Origin of the sequence: Micromonospora sp. NBC_01655, assembly GCF_026339755.1 — a bacterium.
Classification (GTDB): domain Bacteria; phylum Actinomycetota; class Actinomycetes; order Mycobacteriales; family Micromonosporaceae; genus Micromonospora.
This window is the reverse complement of record NZ_JAPEQF010000001.1, coordinates 3,399,132-3,416,170: the sequence shown is the minus strand read 5'-3', so window position 1 is coordinate 3,416,170 and position 17,039 is coordinate 3,399,132. Positions and strand designations below refer to the sequence as shown.

The 17,039-nt window shown below is 73.7% G+C and carries 12 protein-coding genes; 7 read left to right on the top strand and 5 right to left on the bottom strand.

Annotated features, from left to right (window positions below):
• Nucleotide 1 precedes the first annotated feature (1 nt).
• The 5 genes from OOK41_RS15930 (at nucleotide 2) to OOK41_RS15910 (ending at nucleotide 9,022) form a co-directional block, all read left to right on the top strand.
• A complete protein-coding gene (locus OOK41_RS15930) occupies nucleotides 2-193 on the top strand; it encodes a thiazolylpeptide-type bacteriocin (protein WP_128763620.1) in 192 nt (63 codons plus the stop codon).
• A gap of 139 nt (nucleotides 194-332) precedes the next feature.
• Nucleotides 333-3,233 (top strand): lantibiotic dehydratase, encoded by a 2,901-nt coding sequence (locus tag OOK41_RS15925; protein WP_266265714.1) that lies wholly within the window; start codon nucleotides 333-335, stop codon nucleotides 3,231-3,233.
• Entirely contained in the window at nucleotides 3,226-4,374 is a 1,149-nt protein-coding gene (locus OOK41_RS15920) for a lantibiotic dehydratase C-terminal domain-containing protein (protein ID WP_117669869.1), read from the top strand. Before OOK41_RS15925 ends, OOK41_RS15920 begins: the two co-directional genes overlap by 8 nt.
• A gap of 5 nt (nucleotides 4,375-4,379) precedes the next feature.
• Nucleotides 4,380-7,064 (top strand): TOMM precursor leader peptide-binding protein, encoded by a 2,685-nt coding sequence (locus OOK41_RS15915; protein ID WP_266265712.1) that lies wholly within the window; start codon nucleotides 4,380-4,382, stop codon nucleotides 7,062-7,064.
• 74 nt (nucleotides 7,065-7,138) lie between these two features.
• Nucleotides 7,139-9,022 carry a thiopeptide-type bacteriocin biosynthesis protein gene (locus OOK41_RS15910; RefSeq protein WP_266265710.1) on the top strand — a complete coding sequence of 628 codons (1,884 nt, stop codon included), beginning with the start codon at nucleotides 7,139-7,141 and terminating at the stop codon, nucleotides 9,020-9,022.
• 275 nt (nucleotides 9,023-9,297) lie between these two features.
• On the opposite strand, the gene OOK41_RS15905 is transcribed toward OOK41_RS15910, so the two are convergent.
• The 3 genes from OOK41_RS15905 to OOK41_RS15895 form a co-directional block, all read right to left on the bottom strand.
• Nucleotides 9,298-10,500 (bottom strand): helix-turn-helix domain-containing protein, encoded by a 1,203-nt coding sequence (locus OOK41_RS15905; protein ID WP_266265709.1) that lies wholly within the window; start codon nucleotides 10,498-10,500, stop codon nucleotides 9,298-9,300.
• 321 nt (nucleotides 10,501-10,821) lie between these two features.
• Entirely contained in the window at nucleotides 10,822-12,015 is a 1,194-nt protein-coding gene (locus tag OOK41_RS15900; protein ID WP_266265707.1) for a helix-turn-helix domain-containing protein, read from the bottom strand.
• A gap of 411 nt (nucleotides 12,016-12,426) precedes the next feature.
• Nucleotides 12,427-12,675, bottom strand: coding sequence for a hypothetical protein (locus tag OOK41_RS15895; protein ID WP_266265705.1), 249 nt, complete (start codon nucleotides 12,673-12,675; stop codon nucleotides 12,427-12,429).
• 598 nt (nucleotides 12,676-13,273) lie between these two features.
• Between OOK41_RS15895 and OOK41_RS15890 the strand changes: the two genes are divergently transcribed.
• Complete coding sequence (locus OOK41_RS15890; RefSeq protein WP_266265704.1) at nucleotides 13,274-13,543, top strand: hypothetical protein; 270 nt, start codon at nucleotides 13,274-13,276, stop codon at nucleotides 13,541-13,543.
• A gap of 284 nt (nucleotides 13,544-13,827) precedes the next feature.
• On the opposite strand, the gene OOK41_RS15885 is transcribed toward OOK41_RS15890, so the two are convergent.
• Both OOK41_RS15885 and OOK41_RS15880 read right to left on the bottom strand, forming a co-directional pair.
• Nucleotides 13,828-14,358 carry an adenylate kinase gene (locus OOK41_RS15885; RefSeq protein ID WP_266265703.1) on the bottom strand — a complete coding sequence of 177 codons (531 nt, stop codon included), beginning with the start codon at nucleotides 14,356-14,358 and terminating at the stop codon, nucleotides 13,828-13,830.
• Between the two features lie 202 nt (nucleotides 14,359-14,560).
• Nucleotides 14,561-15,073 (bottom strand): hypothetical protein, encoded by a 513-nt coding sequence (locus OOK41_RS15880; RefSeq protein WP_266265702.1) that lies wholly within the window; start codon nucleotides 15,071-15,073, stop codon nucleotides 14,561-14,563.
• A 291-nt stretch (nucleotides 15,074-15,364) separates the two neighbouring features.
• Between OOK41_RS15880 and OOK41_RS15875 the strand changes: the two genes are divergently transcribed.
• Nucleotides 15,365-16,996, top strand: coding sequence for a metallophosphoesterase family protein (locus OOK41_RS15875; protein ID WP_266265701.1), 1,632 nt, complete (start codon nucleotides 15,365-15,367; stop codon nucleotides 16,994-16,996).
• Nucleotides 16,997-17,039 lie beyond the last annotated feature (43 nt).

Below are 17,039 nucleotides of genomic sequence, written 5' to 3'. Positions count from 1 at the left end.
CATGTCGGAGAAGGCAGCCACCCTGGCCGATCTCGAGGACCTGAACCTGGCTGATCTCGAGATGTCCGACCTGGAGGTGCACGCCGTGCGCGACGCGGTTGCCCTGCCGGAGACCGGCGCCTCGGCGAGCACCTCGGTTGTCTGGCAGTGGCTGGGCTACTCGTCGTGCGCCGCCGAGGTCGTCCTCCAGTAGTCGTACCGGGCCAGCACCGACCGGCGGGGTCGGCGGCGCCGGGTACCACCGACGCAGCCGGTCCCCGCCGGCACACCGCGCCTGGCCGCGACCGGCGCGTCCCGTGCCGGCCGCCGAGCGTCCCGCCGGGAAGGGAACCGTGACAATCACCAGTCAGCGCCGCGGCGCCCCGTCGCGACCGGCCCCGTCCGGCCAGGTCGCTGACGAGGTGCAGATCGCGCCGTACGTGCTGGTCCGCCTGGCCGCGGTCGAGCAGCCGGCGACCGGGCCGGCCGACCGGCGCCTACGCCGCCTCCAGGACCGGCTCGTCGACCGGCTGGTCGAGTGCCGCGCCCTCGCCCCCGGCCTGACCGACGAGTTGTACCGGATCGGCGGGCAGTCCCCGGCGGCGTACCGTCGCTCGGTCCTGCTGCCGCTGCGCCGGGACGTCCACAACGGGCGGTCCCCCGGCGCCGACGTCCTCGCCCGGCTCGACGACCTGCCCGACCGGTTGCCGGCGCTGGGCCGCTGGCTGGCCGGCCGCGCCGAGATCGACCGGTTGACCGACGCCGTCCACGCGGGATCGGATCCGGCGCTGGCGGCGCAGCGGGCGGCGCTCGCCGCGCTCTGCGGCACCGAGCCGATCGGCCGCGCGGTGGCGCTGACCAGTCCGGAACTGCTGGCGGCGGTACGCCGGACCGCCGAGCACGGTGGCGCACCGGATGCCCGCAGCCGCAAGTCCGAGCCGACCGTGCTGCGGTACGCGTTGCGCGCGACCACCAGGACCAGCCCGCTGTCCTGGTTCACCATCGTGGGCTGGGGACGCTGGCCGGCCGACCCGCCGGCATCCCCGACCGACGACCTGACACCCGCCGCCGGGGCGGCCGGCCCGGCTGGGTCGGAGCCGGTGCCGGGGCTGGACCTGTCGGCGGCGGGAGCGCCGGTGGCGGTGACCCGCCCTCCGGCCGGCCTGATCGCCAGCCTCTTCCTCGCCGGGAACGCCCACCCCGAGCGGGCGTGGCGCACCCCGCACCGGCTGGCGCCGGGCACCCGGCTGCACGACGGGCACGTCGTGTTCTACCGCGAGCATCCGGCCACCGGCGTCGACGGCACGCCGGTGATCCGGGAGGAGCGGGTGCGGATACCGCTGCGGCCCGCCCTGGCCGCCATCGTCCGGGTACTGCGCGCGGCCCCCGACGGCTACCCGCCGCAGCGGCTCGTCGCGGCGCTCACCCGGCGCTCCGACCAGCCCACCGCCGACGGGCCGCCCGCGCCGGAACCCGACCGGGCCCCGGCGGCCGATCAGCTCGCCCGACGCCTGATCGCCCAGCTCTGCGCCGAGCGGCTGCTGATCCCGGCGCCGCCGACCACCGAACACGATCCGGGGGCGTTGGCCGCGGTCGCCGACTGGCTCGGTGACACCGGCACACCCGCCGTCGCCGACCGGGTACGGCAGCTCGACCGGGACATCCGGTCGTTGGCGGACGTGGCCGCCGCCCCGCGCGGCCCGCTGCTGCGGCGGATCAGCGCCGGCTGGCAGGAGGCGCTGCACGGCCTGGACGCCGCCGCACCGCCCCAGGCGCCGGCCACCGAGGACGTCGTGCTGCCCGGCCCGGTCCGGCTGACCCGGCAGCCGGCGGACCGCGCCGACCTGACCGCGCTGACCGGCCTGGCGCTGCTCTTCGACGCCGACCAGGTGCTGCGCCGGCTGCTGCGGCACCGGTTCGTCGAACGGTACGGCCCCGGCGGGCGCTGCGCGGACCTCGGCGAGTTCTTCGCCGACGTCGGTGCCGGCCTGGGCGGGCTGCCGACGGTGGCCGCCGACGGGGCCCTGGCCGGCGCTCCGGTCGCCCTGGTCCCCGAGCTGGCCGGGCTGGCCCGGCTCCGGCAGGAGGTGACCCGGGCGGTCCGGGCCGGCGACGACGGTACGGAGACCGTCGTCCCCGCCGGGCTGGCCGCCGACGCGTTCGCCGCGCTGCCCGGCTGGTTGCGCGCCAGGCCCGTCTCGTACGCCTTCTTCGGGCAGCCCGCTCCCGACGGGGCGCTGCACCTGAACCACATCTACGGCGGCTGGGGCCGGTTCACCAGCCGGTTCCTCGACCTGTTCGCCGACGCCGGCATGCGTACGGCGGTCGCCGCGCAGCTCCGCCGGATGCTGCCCGGCCGGGTGGCCCAGTTCCGGCCGGTGCACGGCTTCAACGCCAACCTGCACCCGCTGCTGGTCGGTGCGGAGATCAGCGACGACCCCCGGCTGGGCGGGCTCGACGTCGCCGCGGTCGAGCTGGTCCACGATCCGGCAGGCGACCAGGTCCGGCTGCTCGACCCGGCCACCGGTGAGCTGCTCGACGTGCTGTACCTCGGTTTCCTCGCACCGCCGGCGCTACCGGCCCGGGTGGCCGCGCTGCTCGGGGACCTCGGCACCGGTGAGGTCGACCTCGGCCACCTGGCCGCGACCAGGACGGTGTCGGGCCCGGGCGGCGAGGCGACGATCCGCAACCGGCTGCGCTGCGGCCGGATCGTCGTCGCCCGCCGGAGCTGGCGGTTCGACGCCGGAGCCGAGGAGCGGTTCCGGGCCGGCCATCCGTCGGGCGCCGGGCCCGCCCCGGGCGACCCGGTCGTCGCAGCCGCCGAGCTGCGGGCCGCCTGGGGCCTGCCGGATCAGGTGTTCCTGAACCAGGGCGCCCGTCGGCCCGGCGGCCGGGAGCCGCAGCCCGGCCAGCCACCGCAGGACGCCCCGGGACCGGAGACCCGGACGGTGGCCGATCTCCGCCAGGCGATGACCCGGCCCAAGCCCCAGTTCGCCGACCTGGCCAGCCCGCTGCACCTGCGCTGCCTGCCCCGGTGGCTCGGCCGGATCACCGGCCCGCTGGTGGTGGAGGAGGCGCTGCCCCGCCCGGCCGGCCACGACCGTCCGCACCGGGTCGCCGAGCTGGTCGTCGAGACGTACCTCCCGGCGGTCTCCGGAGCCGGTCCCGGCCCGGTCGATCCGCGCCCCGGTCGGGGCGATCCGGCCGGATCCCCCACCGCACCGACGAACCGAGTCGAGTCACACCATGGCTGAGCCGAACCCCCCGACAGTGCCGGACGCCGCCCTGGCCCCGGCGCCGAGCACCGATGTCACGTGCTACTACCACGAGGACGTCAAGGCCCCGCTGCTGCGCACCGCGATCCTGCCGGTCGCCGACCGGCTGCGCGACGCCGGGCTCACCGTCCACCTGGAACGGCACTGGCTGCACGGCCCACACGTACGGCTGAGCCTGCGCGGGGCGGAGGCGCTGCGGGTCGCGTCCGCCGCCGAGGCCGCCGAGCGGCTGCGCGGGCATCTGGTGAGCGCGCCCTCCCGGGCCGGCCTGGACGTGGCGCAGTTGCTGCGCCGCTCCGAGGCGGCCGGCCGGGCCGAGCTGGTCCCACCGCCGTACGACCCGATCCAGCCGGACAACACGGTGCTGGTGACCGAGGGCGACCGGACCTCGCTCGCCGCGTTGCTCGGTTCGCCCGGCGCGGTCGGCTGCCGCGCCGACATCCTCGCCGAGGGGCTGCGCCCGGTCCGGGTGTCCCTCGACGAACTGGCCCGGGTCGGCGACGCCCCGGCCGCCCGGGTGGGGGTCGTGGTCACCGCGATGGCCGCGCACGCCGACACCTGGCCGGGCCGGCTGCTCTCGGGGTACCACACCTTCCTGTCCCACCTGGAGGACTTCCTCTTCGGCGAGCGGGACACCGTGCTGCGCCCGCGCTTCGCCGCCTTCGCGAGCCGGGCCGGTGACCGGTACCTGCGCCTGGTCCGCCAGGCGGCCACCCCGGACCCCGACGATCCGGTGGCGGCGGCGTGGCGGGCCTGGAGCGCGGCGTCGTGGCGGATCGCCGAGCGGGCGTACGACGCCGGCGCGCTCAGCGGGCAGCTCTCCACCGAGTTCCGGCGCCGGTCCACCTCGTTCGACGAGGCCACCGCGATCCGGTGGGACCTCGAACAACGCGGGGCCAGCGCGTACCACCGGGCGCTGGAGGCGTCGGGCTTCCAGCGGATCGCGGCGACCCGGGAGTTCCAGGTGTACCGGTTCTGCACGAACATGCTCTACCAGTTGCTGGCGCTGTGCGACGTCGCGCCGCTGGAGCGGTATCTCGGGGCCCATCTGCTCGCCGAGGCGACCCAGCAGATCCACGGCGTGGCGTGGCAGGACGCGCTCGTGGCCCGCGACGGGTGACGCCGGTGGGCGGCACGGGGGTGGTGACCCTGCGGCCGGGCAGCACGGTCCGGCCGGTCGAGGGCGGGCTGTTCGTGGGCGGCTGGCGGTCCAGCGCACTGGTCACCGCACCGCCGGTCGCCGGTGAGCTGTGGCGGCGGCTGGAGCCGCTGGTGCGCGAGGGCATCGATCCGGAGACCGCGATCGCCGGCAGGTCCGCCCGGACCGCCGCGGCGGTGCGCTGGCTGTTCGGCCTGCTCGCCGAACACGACCTGCTGGTCGACGCCCGGCTGCCGTTGGACGGGCACCCGCTGGCCGCGTACCTGGCCGGGGTGGCCGGGGACCCGGCCGGCGCGCTGGCGGCGGTGCGCCGGGCCACCGTGGCGGTCACCGGCGACCCCGGCCAGGTGCCGGCGGTACGCGCGGCGCTCCGCGCGTCCGGCGTGGCGGTCGCCGGCGACGCCGGTCCCGACGCCGACCTGACGGTACTGATCCGCACCGGGACCGGGGACGATCCGCCGAACGGCGGCGGCGAAATGCTGGCGGTGACCGTCCGGCCGGACGGCGCCCTGATCGGCCCGCCGGGACGGCCCACCCCCACCGGCCCCGGCGCACCGGCGGACCGCGTACCGGCACCGGTGGGACCGGCGCACCGGCTGCTGCCGTACCTGGTGGTGCACGAGGTGGTGCGGGCCCTCGGCGGGCTCGCCGACGACACGGCGCTGCTGCTGCGGGGCGGCACCGTCCGCCGGGTCGGGACGCCGGCGGCCGACGGCGACGGCGGCGTCGACCGGCCCGAACGGCCGGACCCGGGCGACGTCTCGGTGCTGGTCCGGGGGGACGACGGCCCGCTGGTCGAGGCGGTCCGGGCCGCCGCCCCGATCCGGTCCACCGGTACGCCACACCGCCGGCCGGGACGGGTCGTGGTCGTCGGCGCGGCACCGGACTGGCCGGTGGCCCGGCACCTCGCCGAGCAGCGCACCGCCCACGCGACCGGGGCGGCGTACCTTCCGGTGCGGGCGCGCGGGACGTCGATCGAGATCGGCCCGCTGAGCCGACCCGACACCGCCGACGACGCCTGCCTCCAGTGCGCCGACGTCCGGCGCCGGGCCACCCTCGACACGGGCGACCAGCGCGGCAGCGCGGTCGCCGCCGCGCTGGTCGCGGACGGCCGGCCGCTGCCGCTGCCGCCGTACTGGCAGCGACTCGTCGCAGCGCTGGCCGCCGGGCAGCTCACCGGCGGCGTCGATCCGCGAACCGTCGGCGTGCTGGCGGTACGGGACGGCTCGGTCACCCGCCACCTGGTCCGGCCGGTGCCGGACTGCCCGGCCTGCGCGGCGCTGCCGCCCGACTCGGCCGCCGCCGCCCGGGTCGTCCTGCACCCGCGCCCGCTGCCGGCACCGGACCGGCTGCGCCGGGGCGCACCGGACCTCGGCGTCCTGCGCGCCGAGCTGGTCGACCTGCGGTACGGGCCGGTCACCGCGGTCCACTCCGAGCGGGAGGGTCCGGTGGCGCTCGCGGCGGCCGAACTGCCGGTGCCGGGCCGCTCCGGTCGGCTCGGCGGCTACGGCCGCGCAGCCGACCACCCGACCGCGCAGGTGCTGGCGCTGCTGGAGGCGGTGGAACGGGAGGCCGGCCGGTACCCGCAGGGCCGCCGGACCACGGTGCTGGGCAGCTACCGGGAACTGGCCGCCGACGCCGTCGACCCGGCGCGGCTGGGCCTGCCGGAGCCGGACGCCGTGCGGCACCCGGCCTACCCGCTGGACCCGTACACCCCGCAGACGGTGACCTCCTGGGTGTGGGCCCACGACCTGAGCGGTGACCGGCAGGTCCTGGTGCCCGAGCACGCCGCGTACTACGGGGTGCGCCGACCCGGGGCGGGCCGGTTCCTGTTCGAGAGTTCGAGCGGCTGCGCGGTCGGGAGCTGCCTGGAGGAGGCGGTCCTGCACGCCTGCCTGGAGACGATCGAGCGGGACGCCTTCCTGCTCACCTGGTACACCGCAACGCCGCCGACCGCCCTGACCATGCCGCCGGACCTCGACCCGGTCACCCGGCACCTCGCCGACCGGATCGCGGCCGAGGGGTACACCCTGCACCTGTTCGACATCACCAGCGACGTCGGCGTACCGGTGATCTGGGCGCTGCTGACCGCGGACCGGGCCGACGCCACCGCCCGGGGCGCGACCTTCTCGGCGGCCGGGGCACACCCCGATCCGCGCCGGGCCGTCGCGGCGGCGGTCCTGGAGGCCGGCGTGAACATGGCGGTCGCGCCCAGGATGCCCCGCCCGCCCCGGGACCGGCTGATCGCCATGCTCGACGACCCGGACCAGGTGCGGGACCTGGCGGACCACGCGGCCCTGCACCTGCTCGCCGAGACCCTGCCCCGCTTCGACTTCGCGACCCGGCCGGCGGACCCGCGACCGTTCGACGCGCACTTCGCGGGCCGGCGGGATCGCTGGCGCCACCCGAACCTGACCGAGGTGCTGCGCCGGCTCGTCGACGCCATGACCGCCGCCGGGACGCCGCCGCTGGTGGTGCGGCAGACCGGCGCGGCGGAACGCCGGCTGGGGCTGACCGCCGTGAAGGTGCTCGCCCCCGGCGCCCTGCCGATGACCTTCGGGCACCTCAACCGGCGGGTGGACCTGCCCCGGTTGCGGCGGCGCTCCGGCACCGGTCCCCGTCGCCCGACACTGCCCCACCCGTTCCCGTAGCCGCCCGCCCGGCAGCCACCCCCGGTACGCACCCGTCCCGGTACGCGATCCGTACGGTCAGAGGAGTCACCACGATGAGTCGCTGGTCCGCGCTGCACGCCTACCTGCACGGCGGCGCCGAACACACCGAGACGGTGCTGCGGGAGTACGTCGTGCCGACCACCGGCGACCTGCTCGACCGGGGCGAGATCTCCTCCTGGTTCTTCGTCCGCTACTGGGAAGGCGGCCCGCACCTGCGCTGGCGGGTCGCCGACGCCTCCCCCACGACGGTGCGGCGGCTACGTGACGGGCTCGCCGAGGCGGTGGCCGCGCTGCCACCACCGGCCCGGGAGCTGCGGCCGGCCGACTGGTACGCCGGGTTCGGGACGGCGGGGACGGCCGACACCGCTGGCAGGACCGGCACGGCCGGCGGGCCGGACCTCGGCTGGCACCCGCACGGCACCGTGCTCGACCAGCCGTACCACCCGGAGGTCGACCGGTACGGCGGACCGGAAGCCATCGGGGCGGCCGAGGAGTTGTTCGCCGCGTCCAGCCGGGTCGCCGCCACGCTGCTCGACGCGGCGCCCGCCCGGCGTCGCTCGACCACGGTGGACCTGCTCTTCGGCTTCCTCGCCGCCAGCGGCCTCACCGCGCCCGAGGCGGTGCGCTTCCTGCGCGGCTACGCCAACGGGTGGTCCCTGGTGCCGGAGGCACACGGCCAGGACCTCGGCCTGGCCCTGATCGCGGCGGAACGCGACTTCCACGCCAACCCGGCCGCGTACGCCGGGCGGCGCCGGCTGATCGACGACATCGTCACCGGCCGACGCGGCGCCACCACCTCGGTCAACTTCTGGGCCGACGCGGTCACCGGGTACGCCGCGACGCTGCGGGCGCTCCAGGGACAGGGCCGGTTGCGCGGCACCGTCGCCGGCATCCTCGCGTCGCAGCTACACATGTTGCACAACCGCCTCGGGCTGAGCATCCCGGCCGAATGCCACCTGGCCTGGCTGGCGTCGTTCGCGTACGCCGAGCCGGCCGCGCACGCCGAGCCGGCCGCGCCGCAGGGCTTCCACGCCGACACCCTCGACGCGGCGGACCGGCGCTACCACGAGCGGTCGAAGTTCGTCCGGGCCCGGTGGCCGGAGCAGCACCCCCGACCGGTCGAGCCGGTCCGGCCCGACCCGGGCGCGTCGGTCGGGGCGGCGACGCTGGCCTTGCCCGAGCCGACCCCGGGTGGGCTCGGCGACGCCTCGCTGGCCGAGGTGCTGCTCGCCCGGCGGACCCGCTACGACTTCGGCCCGGGCGAGCTGGACACGGCGGAGCTGGGCCGGTTGCTGCGCTACGCGGCCGGCGAAACCGCGCCGGACCGGGGCGAGGCGGCAGCGGACGGGGAGGACGCGCCGGTGGGCGGTGCTGCGCGGCTGCTGGCGTACCCGAGCCCGGGTGGCCTGGTGACCACCCGGCTGATGGTGCTGCCCCGCCGGGTCACGGGCGTGCCGGCCGCGCTCTACCGGTACCTGCCGGAGCGACACGGCCTCCAGCGGGTGGCGGCCGATCCGGGCACCGCACGGCTGGCCCGGATCGCTCCCCAGTTCGCCGCGCCCGGCACGCCACCTGGAACCGGTGAAACCGGCGAGCCCGGCGGGCCGGCCGGAACCGGCGGACCCGGCGGAACGGGCAGGCTCGACGTCGAGGCGGTGGCGCTCTGGCTGTTCGTGGTGGCCGACCTGGACCGGGTACGGACCCGGTACGGACTGCGCGGCTACCGCTTCGCCGCCGTCGAGACCGGCCACCTCGCGCAGAACCTGCTGCTCGCCGCGACCGCCACCGGGCTCTCCGCCGCGCCGGTCGGCGGCTTCTACGACGACGAGCTGAACCACCTGCTGCTGCTCGACGGCCTCGCCTCGACCGCCTTCTACGCCATCGCCCTGGGGCGTCCAGCGTGCACACCCGTTGCTGACCTCGTCGTCCCGAACTGACGGCGAGCCGGCCGGATCGGGTGTCGTCCGAGGTCATCCGGTCTGCTGGGGATCGTTCGGGTCGGGTGTGGTCGGCTGGGTTGCTGTACTTCGCTGCTGTACTTTCTCGGCGGCGTGGAGGACGTTGCGGGCGGCGGTCGCCACCGAACAGGGCGGTGTCCGGCAGACCGGGCAACGACCGTCCGGCCCGGTCCGATGGTCGCGGAGGATCGCTCGGGCGGTGAGGATCAATCGGTTGCGGATCTGAGCCAGGGACAGGAATGGCGCGGTCATGCTCAGGTCACGCCGAGGGTGATGGCGAGCTGGATGATCGTGGCCGGGGCGTGCGGGTCGCGGGCCACCTGGGCGAGCACCTCTCGGCCGGCGGGTCGCTGGCGTACCTCGGCCGGTGCCGTGCGGTCGGCGTCGATCACCGTCCGACCGGCGGTGGCTGGGTCGTCCGCTTGGAGGTAAGCGCGGGCGGCGTCGAGCAGGTGGGCGGCGCGGTGTTCGACCGGTAGCCACCGCCAGGCGTCCCGCTTGATGGTCTTCTCGTGCCAGGCGACCGCGTCGTGTGCGTTGCCCAGTTCGAGGGCGACGGCGACCCGGGCCAGGTCAACCGCAGTCGGCCCGAACGCGGTCCGGTGGTGATCGTGGCCGTCGCCAACCCGGGCAGCCATGCCGGCGGCCTCGCCGATCAGGTCGGCGGTGGTCCGGTCGTCGCCGCCACGCGCCGCCGCCAGGGCGGCCTGCACGAGCAGCGTCCCGCACAGCGACAGTTCGGCGGGGGTGCCGTCGTCCGGGTCGGGCGGGGCGATGCGGTACGCGGCGGCCAGTGTCGCCGACATGGCGGCCCGTGCTCGCCCTGAGGCGCGGAGCACCTGGCCGAGTTGCACGGTGGCGGCGGACACCAGCAGTGGGTCGCCTGTGGCGGTGGCCATGGCCCGGTCGGCGGCCAGCCAGCCCAGGTCGGCCTCGCCGAGCTTCACCAGCAGCGATGCGGTCACCCGGTACGCCTCCACCAGCAGTGGGCGGCCCCACCCGGGGTCGTCGGCGTGGACGCGCTGCGCACCGGCCAGCAGGTCCGGCACCAGGGCGATCACCTGCGGGTACCGGGCGTGCTCGAACATGATCCACACGTGTTCGACGTTGCGGACTAACCGGTCCGCCGCCACCACGTCACGGCGGGCCACCGGCCGAGCCAGGGCGATCTCGTACGTCGACAGGGCTTCGCTAAGCCGCTCGACGCCCTCGGCCCGCTCGGTCGCAGCGGCGGGTTGGGCGTCTCGGCCGAGCAGCACGGCGGTGTCGATGCGCAGGACGGCGGCGATGTCCTGGAGGGTGGACACCTTGTTGAGAGACCGGACTCCCCGCTCGACCTTGTCGACCCAGCTCTTCGACTTGCCGAGCCGGTCGGCGAACACCTGCTGCGACAGCTTCCGCCGTCCCCGCCAGTACGCCACCCGCCGACCGACCGGCAGGAGGTCAGTGCTGTCCACGACGCCACCGCCGGTCCGGCACCGCTCGGGTCGTTTCCTCGACCGGTATCCGCTCCGCCTCGGCCTGCGCGAGAAGCCGTTGCTTCGCGGCTTCCCGTTCCGCCGCCTGGATCTGCTCGCCTCTGCCCTCGACTGGAACAGCGTCGCTCATCCCTACCTCCGCTGGGGAGGGACGCGACGGCGGGTGCTCTTGGAAGGACCGCCGCCGTCGCGCCCCGTATCGAGGGACGCGACCACAGCGGGCACCGATGCCGGTGGGTGCTCAATCGCGTCCTTGCTCGGACGGTAGAGCGGTCGACGTGACGGCAAACTAACTGTCAGTTAGATTCCGTGCGGCTCGGGATCCAACGGATCAATACCGATGCGAAGTGCGAGGTCCCGCAGCTCAGGGGAACCCCGTCGGCGGGCATCCCTGACCATCTGTCCGACGATTTCCCGCACGCTCGGCCGGGACCGCAGCTCAGCGGGTGACGCGTTGTCCGCCTCCAGGAACGCCAGGACCGCCCGGTCCTGGTCGCCAGCCGCATACCAGCCGCGTCCCGCGTCCAGGTGCAGACGGCATCGGCGGTTCGGGGTGCGGACCTGCGACCGGTCGACGCGCCGAGCCTGTTCCGGTGCTCGCTCAGGTGAGCCGTTCTCGACGGCCACACCCACCCGCCAAATCCCGCAGTTCGCCGGCGTGAACTCCATTCGCCACGGGTCGGACCCGGCCCGACGCGCGGCGTTCTCCGCCTCCGCCAAGTGCCCATCCGGGTCGCCGGTACCCAGCGAAGCGGCCGACATCGCGGAATGCAGGTGAAGCATCCCGTACCAGGTCAACGCCTCGTCGTCCCCCGTGTCGCCCAGTCGCTCCGCAGCGCTCGTAGCCACTGCCAGCGACCGCCGCCGACCGCCGTGCGTACCCGATGACAAGGCACTCTGCGCGGCAGCGAAGGCGGCGGCAGCCACCTCCGCCGGCCCAGCGAACGTCGCGGCCAGCTCAGCACGCTCCGCGTACCGCGCCGCCAAGTCGATGTAGCCGAACGGCTTGATCGCCAACACGGTGGTCACGGCGGCCCGGACGAACAGTCGCGGCCCGTCCGGGTGCCCGGAATCGGCGAGCTGCCGAGTGGCCCCGACCAGACCGGGCAGCAGCCGCGCAAGCGCCCTGTAGTCGCAGGCCATCCGGGCAGCCATCGCCTGGCCCACGGACGCATGCAGGACAACCGGGTCCAGCGAATACCCCGGCGCTTCCGGATCATCATCGAGAGCACCACGCAGTGCCGGAACAGTGGCGTAAATGGCAAGGTCATCTTCACTGCGGGGCGGGTGCGGCTGCCCGGTCAGATCGGTGACACTCACACCGAGAGCGCTCGCCAAGGCAATGAGCCGCGAACGCTTGGTGACCGGCCGTCGCCCCGACTCGATCATCGAGATGTAAGAGGCGGTCACACCTACCCGATCGGCCAGTTGCTGCTGCGTCATCCCGGCGGCGTCCCGCCAACTGGCGACGCGCAGCCCAATGTAGTCAGCCATGACTCCTCCTGCATGAGGTCGACGACTTCCGGCGTAGAGCCTGCACAACGGACGGTACGTGCGGTCACGCTTCGCGGCCAGCCCAACACCGCGCGCATGCCGCCAGGTCAGACCATCCAGCCGCCAGCCCTCCGGATGCACCGACCTCTCGCTTGTAAGTTCTGGGCGCTCCGTCCGGGCGCGTCCGTGTAGGTCTCCGACATCGGCCGCTGATCCGTAGCCCTCCGCCCCCAGTCCTCCAAGTCTTGCCCTGTTGCTGTCACCGTTGCTGCCGGCAGCAACAGGGCTGACGGCTTCGGTATGAAGCGTCGACCTGCGAGCAGGGTGCTGGCCTAGGGTGGCTATCTTCATGGCCCTCTGTCGACCGGTGTTCGTTGTGGTCGCCTGTCAGCTAATCACTGAAAGCCACCACTACAGCTCATCCTCGTCGCTCGCGGCAGTACCACCAAGCCACGAGGTCCGCGCGATCCAACGGTAAGAGAACTCGACGCCTTGCTCGACGTTCACGATGCTGCCTTCGAGGAGGTTCTCCTCTAGAGCCTCGGTCGCGGCAGCGATGGCGGCGTCGGCCGCCTGGTTGATCCGGTTAGCGTGCTGGTTGCGCTCGCCCAACTGAACGTCAAGCGTCAGACGGAGGTACTTGGGCGTCGATCCAGACATGCGTCCTCCAAGGGATGATCCACTTTCTAGCGTTCGGGCATCGTATGGGCAGCACGGCGGGGAAGATGGGGACGATCTGCCGCCCTGTCACTAACCAGACACTGGTATTGACGAGCGCAGAGCGCAGCCACAGCCAGACGTTGAAGCGGAACTTTAAACGGCCTCTCCCGTGACCTGCGGCCACCTGGTCGGCGCGCTGGTCACGCTCGCTCCTGGGCTCACGTCGTTGATGGCTGGTTGCCGACGTTTCGCGCTGTCTTGTGCCCCGTGTGCCCCCGGAGACTCCCTTGCCCAGGAAGCGGGCGCACCTCGCGGCTGTGCGGACCACGCCCTCGGCGGATCCGCGATATGGTTGTCTATGCCGTTAGCGCGTTCCGCCAACCGAATTTGGTGGCTTGGCCTGATCTCAGCGATCGTGATGACCGGGTGCGATTCCACACGCGAAATCCCATCCGAGCCCTTGCCGCCGACGTCCACCTCTGGGCAACGGCAGATAGCTCAGTCGTCTGCACCGCCTACCGCTGCGGTCTGCCCGCCGACCGCGCAGTACACGTCCCGGGATCTACAGGGTGCCGGTGACGGCGCAACGCTGTGGGCGATGCTGTTTTCGGGGATGCTGCGGACCGGCACGGAAGTCAAGGTGGCCTGGCGCATGACCGGCAGTGGCGACTTCTCGATCAGCGCCACAGGTCCCGACGGAAAGGTCGTCAAGCCTGTCTGGGGTCCCGAGCCGCATGGCGGAAGCAACTGGAATCGGCCGGGCGACGAGTGGGGCACCGGCTGGGTTTTTCCCACTCCTGGTTGCTGGACGATCAATGCGACGCGAACCAGCGGGACAGGATCCCTGTTGTTGCGGGTCGCTCAATAAGTTGGACGGTTCGGGCGCATAGGGACACCACCCCTGCCAAAAAAGGCGATCCGACGCGTGCCGTGGGGTCAGCCCGAGGCTCTCGGCGCCACGTGGTTCTGGACACTCGTCGTCGGGGCCATCGCCCTGCTGACCGCCGGCGCCCTCGGCCTCCGCCGCCAGGCCCACGCCTAGACGCCCGCTGTGCCCGAGCCGGAGCTTGGAAGATCACCGTGTGGCCGGATTCGAACCGACGACCTCTCCGTCACCGCCGCCACCGGCCGCTGGCATCGCCGGCGAACCCCTCAGCGGCCAGGTAGGTCGGCCAGCCAGCGGTCCAGGGCTGCCGGGGAGCGGAGCAGCACCACCGGCGGCCCCGACGGATCCGTCTGCCAGGCCCGCATCCGCCGGCGAGCCCGGCCGAACGCGGTGACGTGCCACACCAGGATCGATTCCCGGGACAGCACGCTGCCCAGCGACTCGCGGTTGCCGTTGCAGATCTCCTCCCCCGTCGCCAGCCGGCGCGCGGTACGGCGCAGCAGCCGCCAGAAGGAGCACCAACGCGGGTAGTCCAGGCCGACCACCAGGTCGGCGCGCGCCAGCGGCACATCCCGCCACCCGTGGTACGCCCCGTCCAGGATCCAGCGGTCCCGTCGGCAGAGCTCCTCGATCCGGCTGCGCTGCTGCGCGACCGGCACCTCGACCCAGCCGGGCTGCCAGAGCAGGTCGTCGACCGGGTACCACGGCACGCCGAGGCGCTCGGCCAGCAGCGCGGCGAGGGTGGACTTGCCGGCGCCGTACACCCCGTAGATCAGAATGCGAGACGGTGCGCTCATCGCGGCAGCGTATGCCGTCGACGCGACCGGGAGCCTGGACCGGATAGCCGGTTCCGCCGCCACGGTTCCGACTCAGGTCGCAAACCGATTGCGGCCCTGCGCCAGATGTCGCGGCGGCGCTGCCCCGGCAGGCTCTTGTCGAGGGCCTTCGGGTGACGCCCGCACGGAGTGGACGAGCCGCCGCGAACGCGGTCGCCGGCGGTCACCGGAGCAGGGGCACCAGGGAGCGGCTGAGCTGGCCGCCCGGGCGGTACACCACGCACATGATGTCGCGGTCGCCGTCGGCCCAGGTCTCCGCCGTGGGCAGGATCGGGTAGTAGTCCAGCCCGGAGGCGGCCCGGGAGGTCCACCGCCGGTCGAAGTCACCACCGCACCCGGCCCAGGCGAACGCCGCCAGCGCCGGCCGGTCCCACGGCCCGTCCGCCGCGTGCAGGAACGCGTACGACTGGTTGTCCGCGCGTTCCTCGCACGGGCGGTAGAGCACGACCACCCCACCGGCGCGTCGCGAGTGGGCGGGGTCGGTGAAGCACTCGCCACCCTCGATGTTGAGGATCCCGGTGGTCTGCGCGGTGATGAACGTGTCGTCCTTGTGGGGGGCCGCCGGGCGTGGTTCGGCGGCCGGGAACGCCGCCACCGCCAGGACGGCGGCGACCAGCGCCCAGCCCCGGTGCCGGGGCCGGGGGTGCGGCACCCTGTCCGCCGCTGTCCAGGTCATCGCAGGTCCGTTCCGTAGGTGGTGACGCGGGCGGTTCCGCGCCGCCGCATGGTAGGCCCCGCCCGTTGAACCCAAGATCGACGGCTGATGTCCGGCGCGGAACGGCCCGGTTACCCGGCGGCGAAGGCACCTGCTCTGGATCATGAGTTCACCTGGCGGCCAGCCGGATGTCGTTCCGGCTTCCACTCGCCGGCCGGTAATTCGATGGCCTGCCGCGCCACCGTCGGCGGGCGCATCCCTCCTGCTGAAGGGCTTCCTACCGTGAATTCCGGCAATAGACCCTGGATCACCATGTCGCGACGGACGAGGATCGTGGCGGCCGGCGGGGCGGCGCTGCTCGTCGGCGGCTTCGCCCTCACCCCGGCGGCGTTCGGCGACGCCGCCCCGGCCAAGTACCCGGCGGCCGAGGTCCACCGGCCGTCGCCGATGCCCGACCGGGTGGTCCTCACTCCGACCACCACTCCGGCGACCTCGCAGAAGGTGACCTGGCGGGCCGAGGCGACCACGGAGTGGGCTCAGGCGCAGATCCTCGCGGCGCCGAAGGCGCTCGGCTCCGTGACGCCGGCCACCGGTGCGGTGCGCACCGTGCCGGCGAGCTCCAGCACGTCGGTCAACACCTCGCTGGGCTACGCCTCGACGTACCACACCGTCGAGTTCACCGGGCTGAGCCCGGACACCCGTTACACCTACCGGGTCGGTGACGGCACCAACTGGAGCGAGTGGGCGGACTTCACCACCGCCGACAGCTCCCTCGATCCGTTCTCGTTCATCTACTACGGCGACGCCCAGAACTACCTCGACTCGGCCGTACCCCGGGTGTTCCGTCAGGCGTTCGCCGACCGGCCCGAGGCCAAGATGATCGTCAACGCCGGCGACCTGATCGACTCCGCGAACAGCGAGGAGCAGTGGGGTCAGTGGTTCAAGGCCGGCGGCTTCATCGACAGCCAGGTCAACAACATCTCCGTGCCGGGCAACCACGAGTACAGCGGCGGCCTCTCCTCCTTCTGGCGCCCGCAGTTCCCGTACCCGGACAACGGCCCGGGTAACCCGGAACTCAAGCAGACCGCCTACCAGGTCGACTACCAGGGCGTCCGGTTCATCGGCCTGGACACCAACCACCAGAGCAACAGCACGCTCATGGCGGCGCAGACCGCGTGGCTGGAGGGCCTGCTGCGGGACAACCCGAACAAGTGGACGGTGGTCACCTTCCACCACCCGGTCTACTCGACCACCGGCACCCGGAACAACCCGAACGTCCGCGACCAGTGGGGCCCGCTGTTCGAGAAGTACGGCGTGGACCTGGTCCTCCAGGGCCACGACCACTCGTACGGCCGAGGCAACGTCGCCGCCAAGCGCCAGTCGACCACCGTGCACAACGGTGTGGCCTACGTGGTCTCCGTCTCGGGCGGCAAGATGTACGCGCTCAACAACGGGGAGAACTGGACCGGTAACGGCGCCGAGGTCGTCAGCAAGGGCCAGAACATTCAGCTCTACCAGCTCATCGACGTCCAGGCGGACCAGATCCGGTTCGAGGCGCGGTACGCCAACGGCGAGCACCACGACGGCTTTCTGATCCGCAAGAACGCGGCCGGCGAGCGGACCGTCAACGAGCTGCGTACGCCGGAGAACACCGTCAGTGAGCAGGCCACCGTCAACCGGACCACGGTCGAGACCAAGGGCCGGGTCAAGGTCTCCGCGTACGGCTACGACCCGGGCGAGAAGGTGACCGTCTACCTGCGCAACACCAAGGCGGAGCAGGGCCGCAACGGCGTCTTCATCGGCTACCAGACCGCCGACGAGCTGGGCCGGCTCAGCTACAGCTTCGAACTGCCGCCCACCGCGAAGAAGAACTCCACCCACGTGGTCTACCTGACCAGCGACAACCAGAAGATCACCAGCCCGGTCGTCACCGTCACCAAGTAGCCCCGTCCCGGGTCGGGCCGGTCGGCATCGACCGGCCCGACCC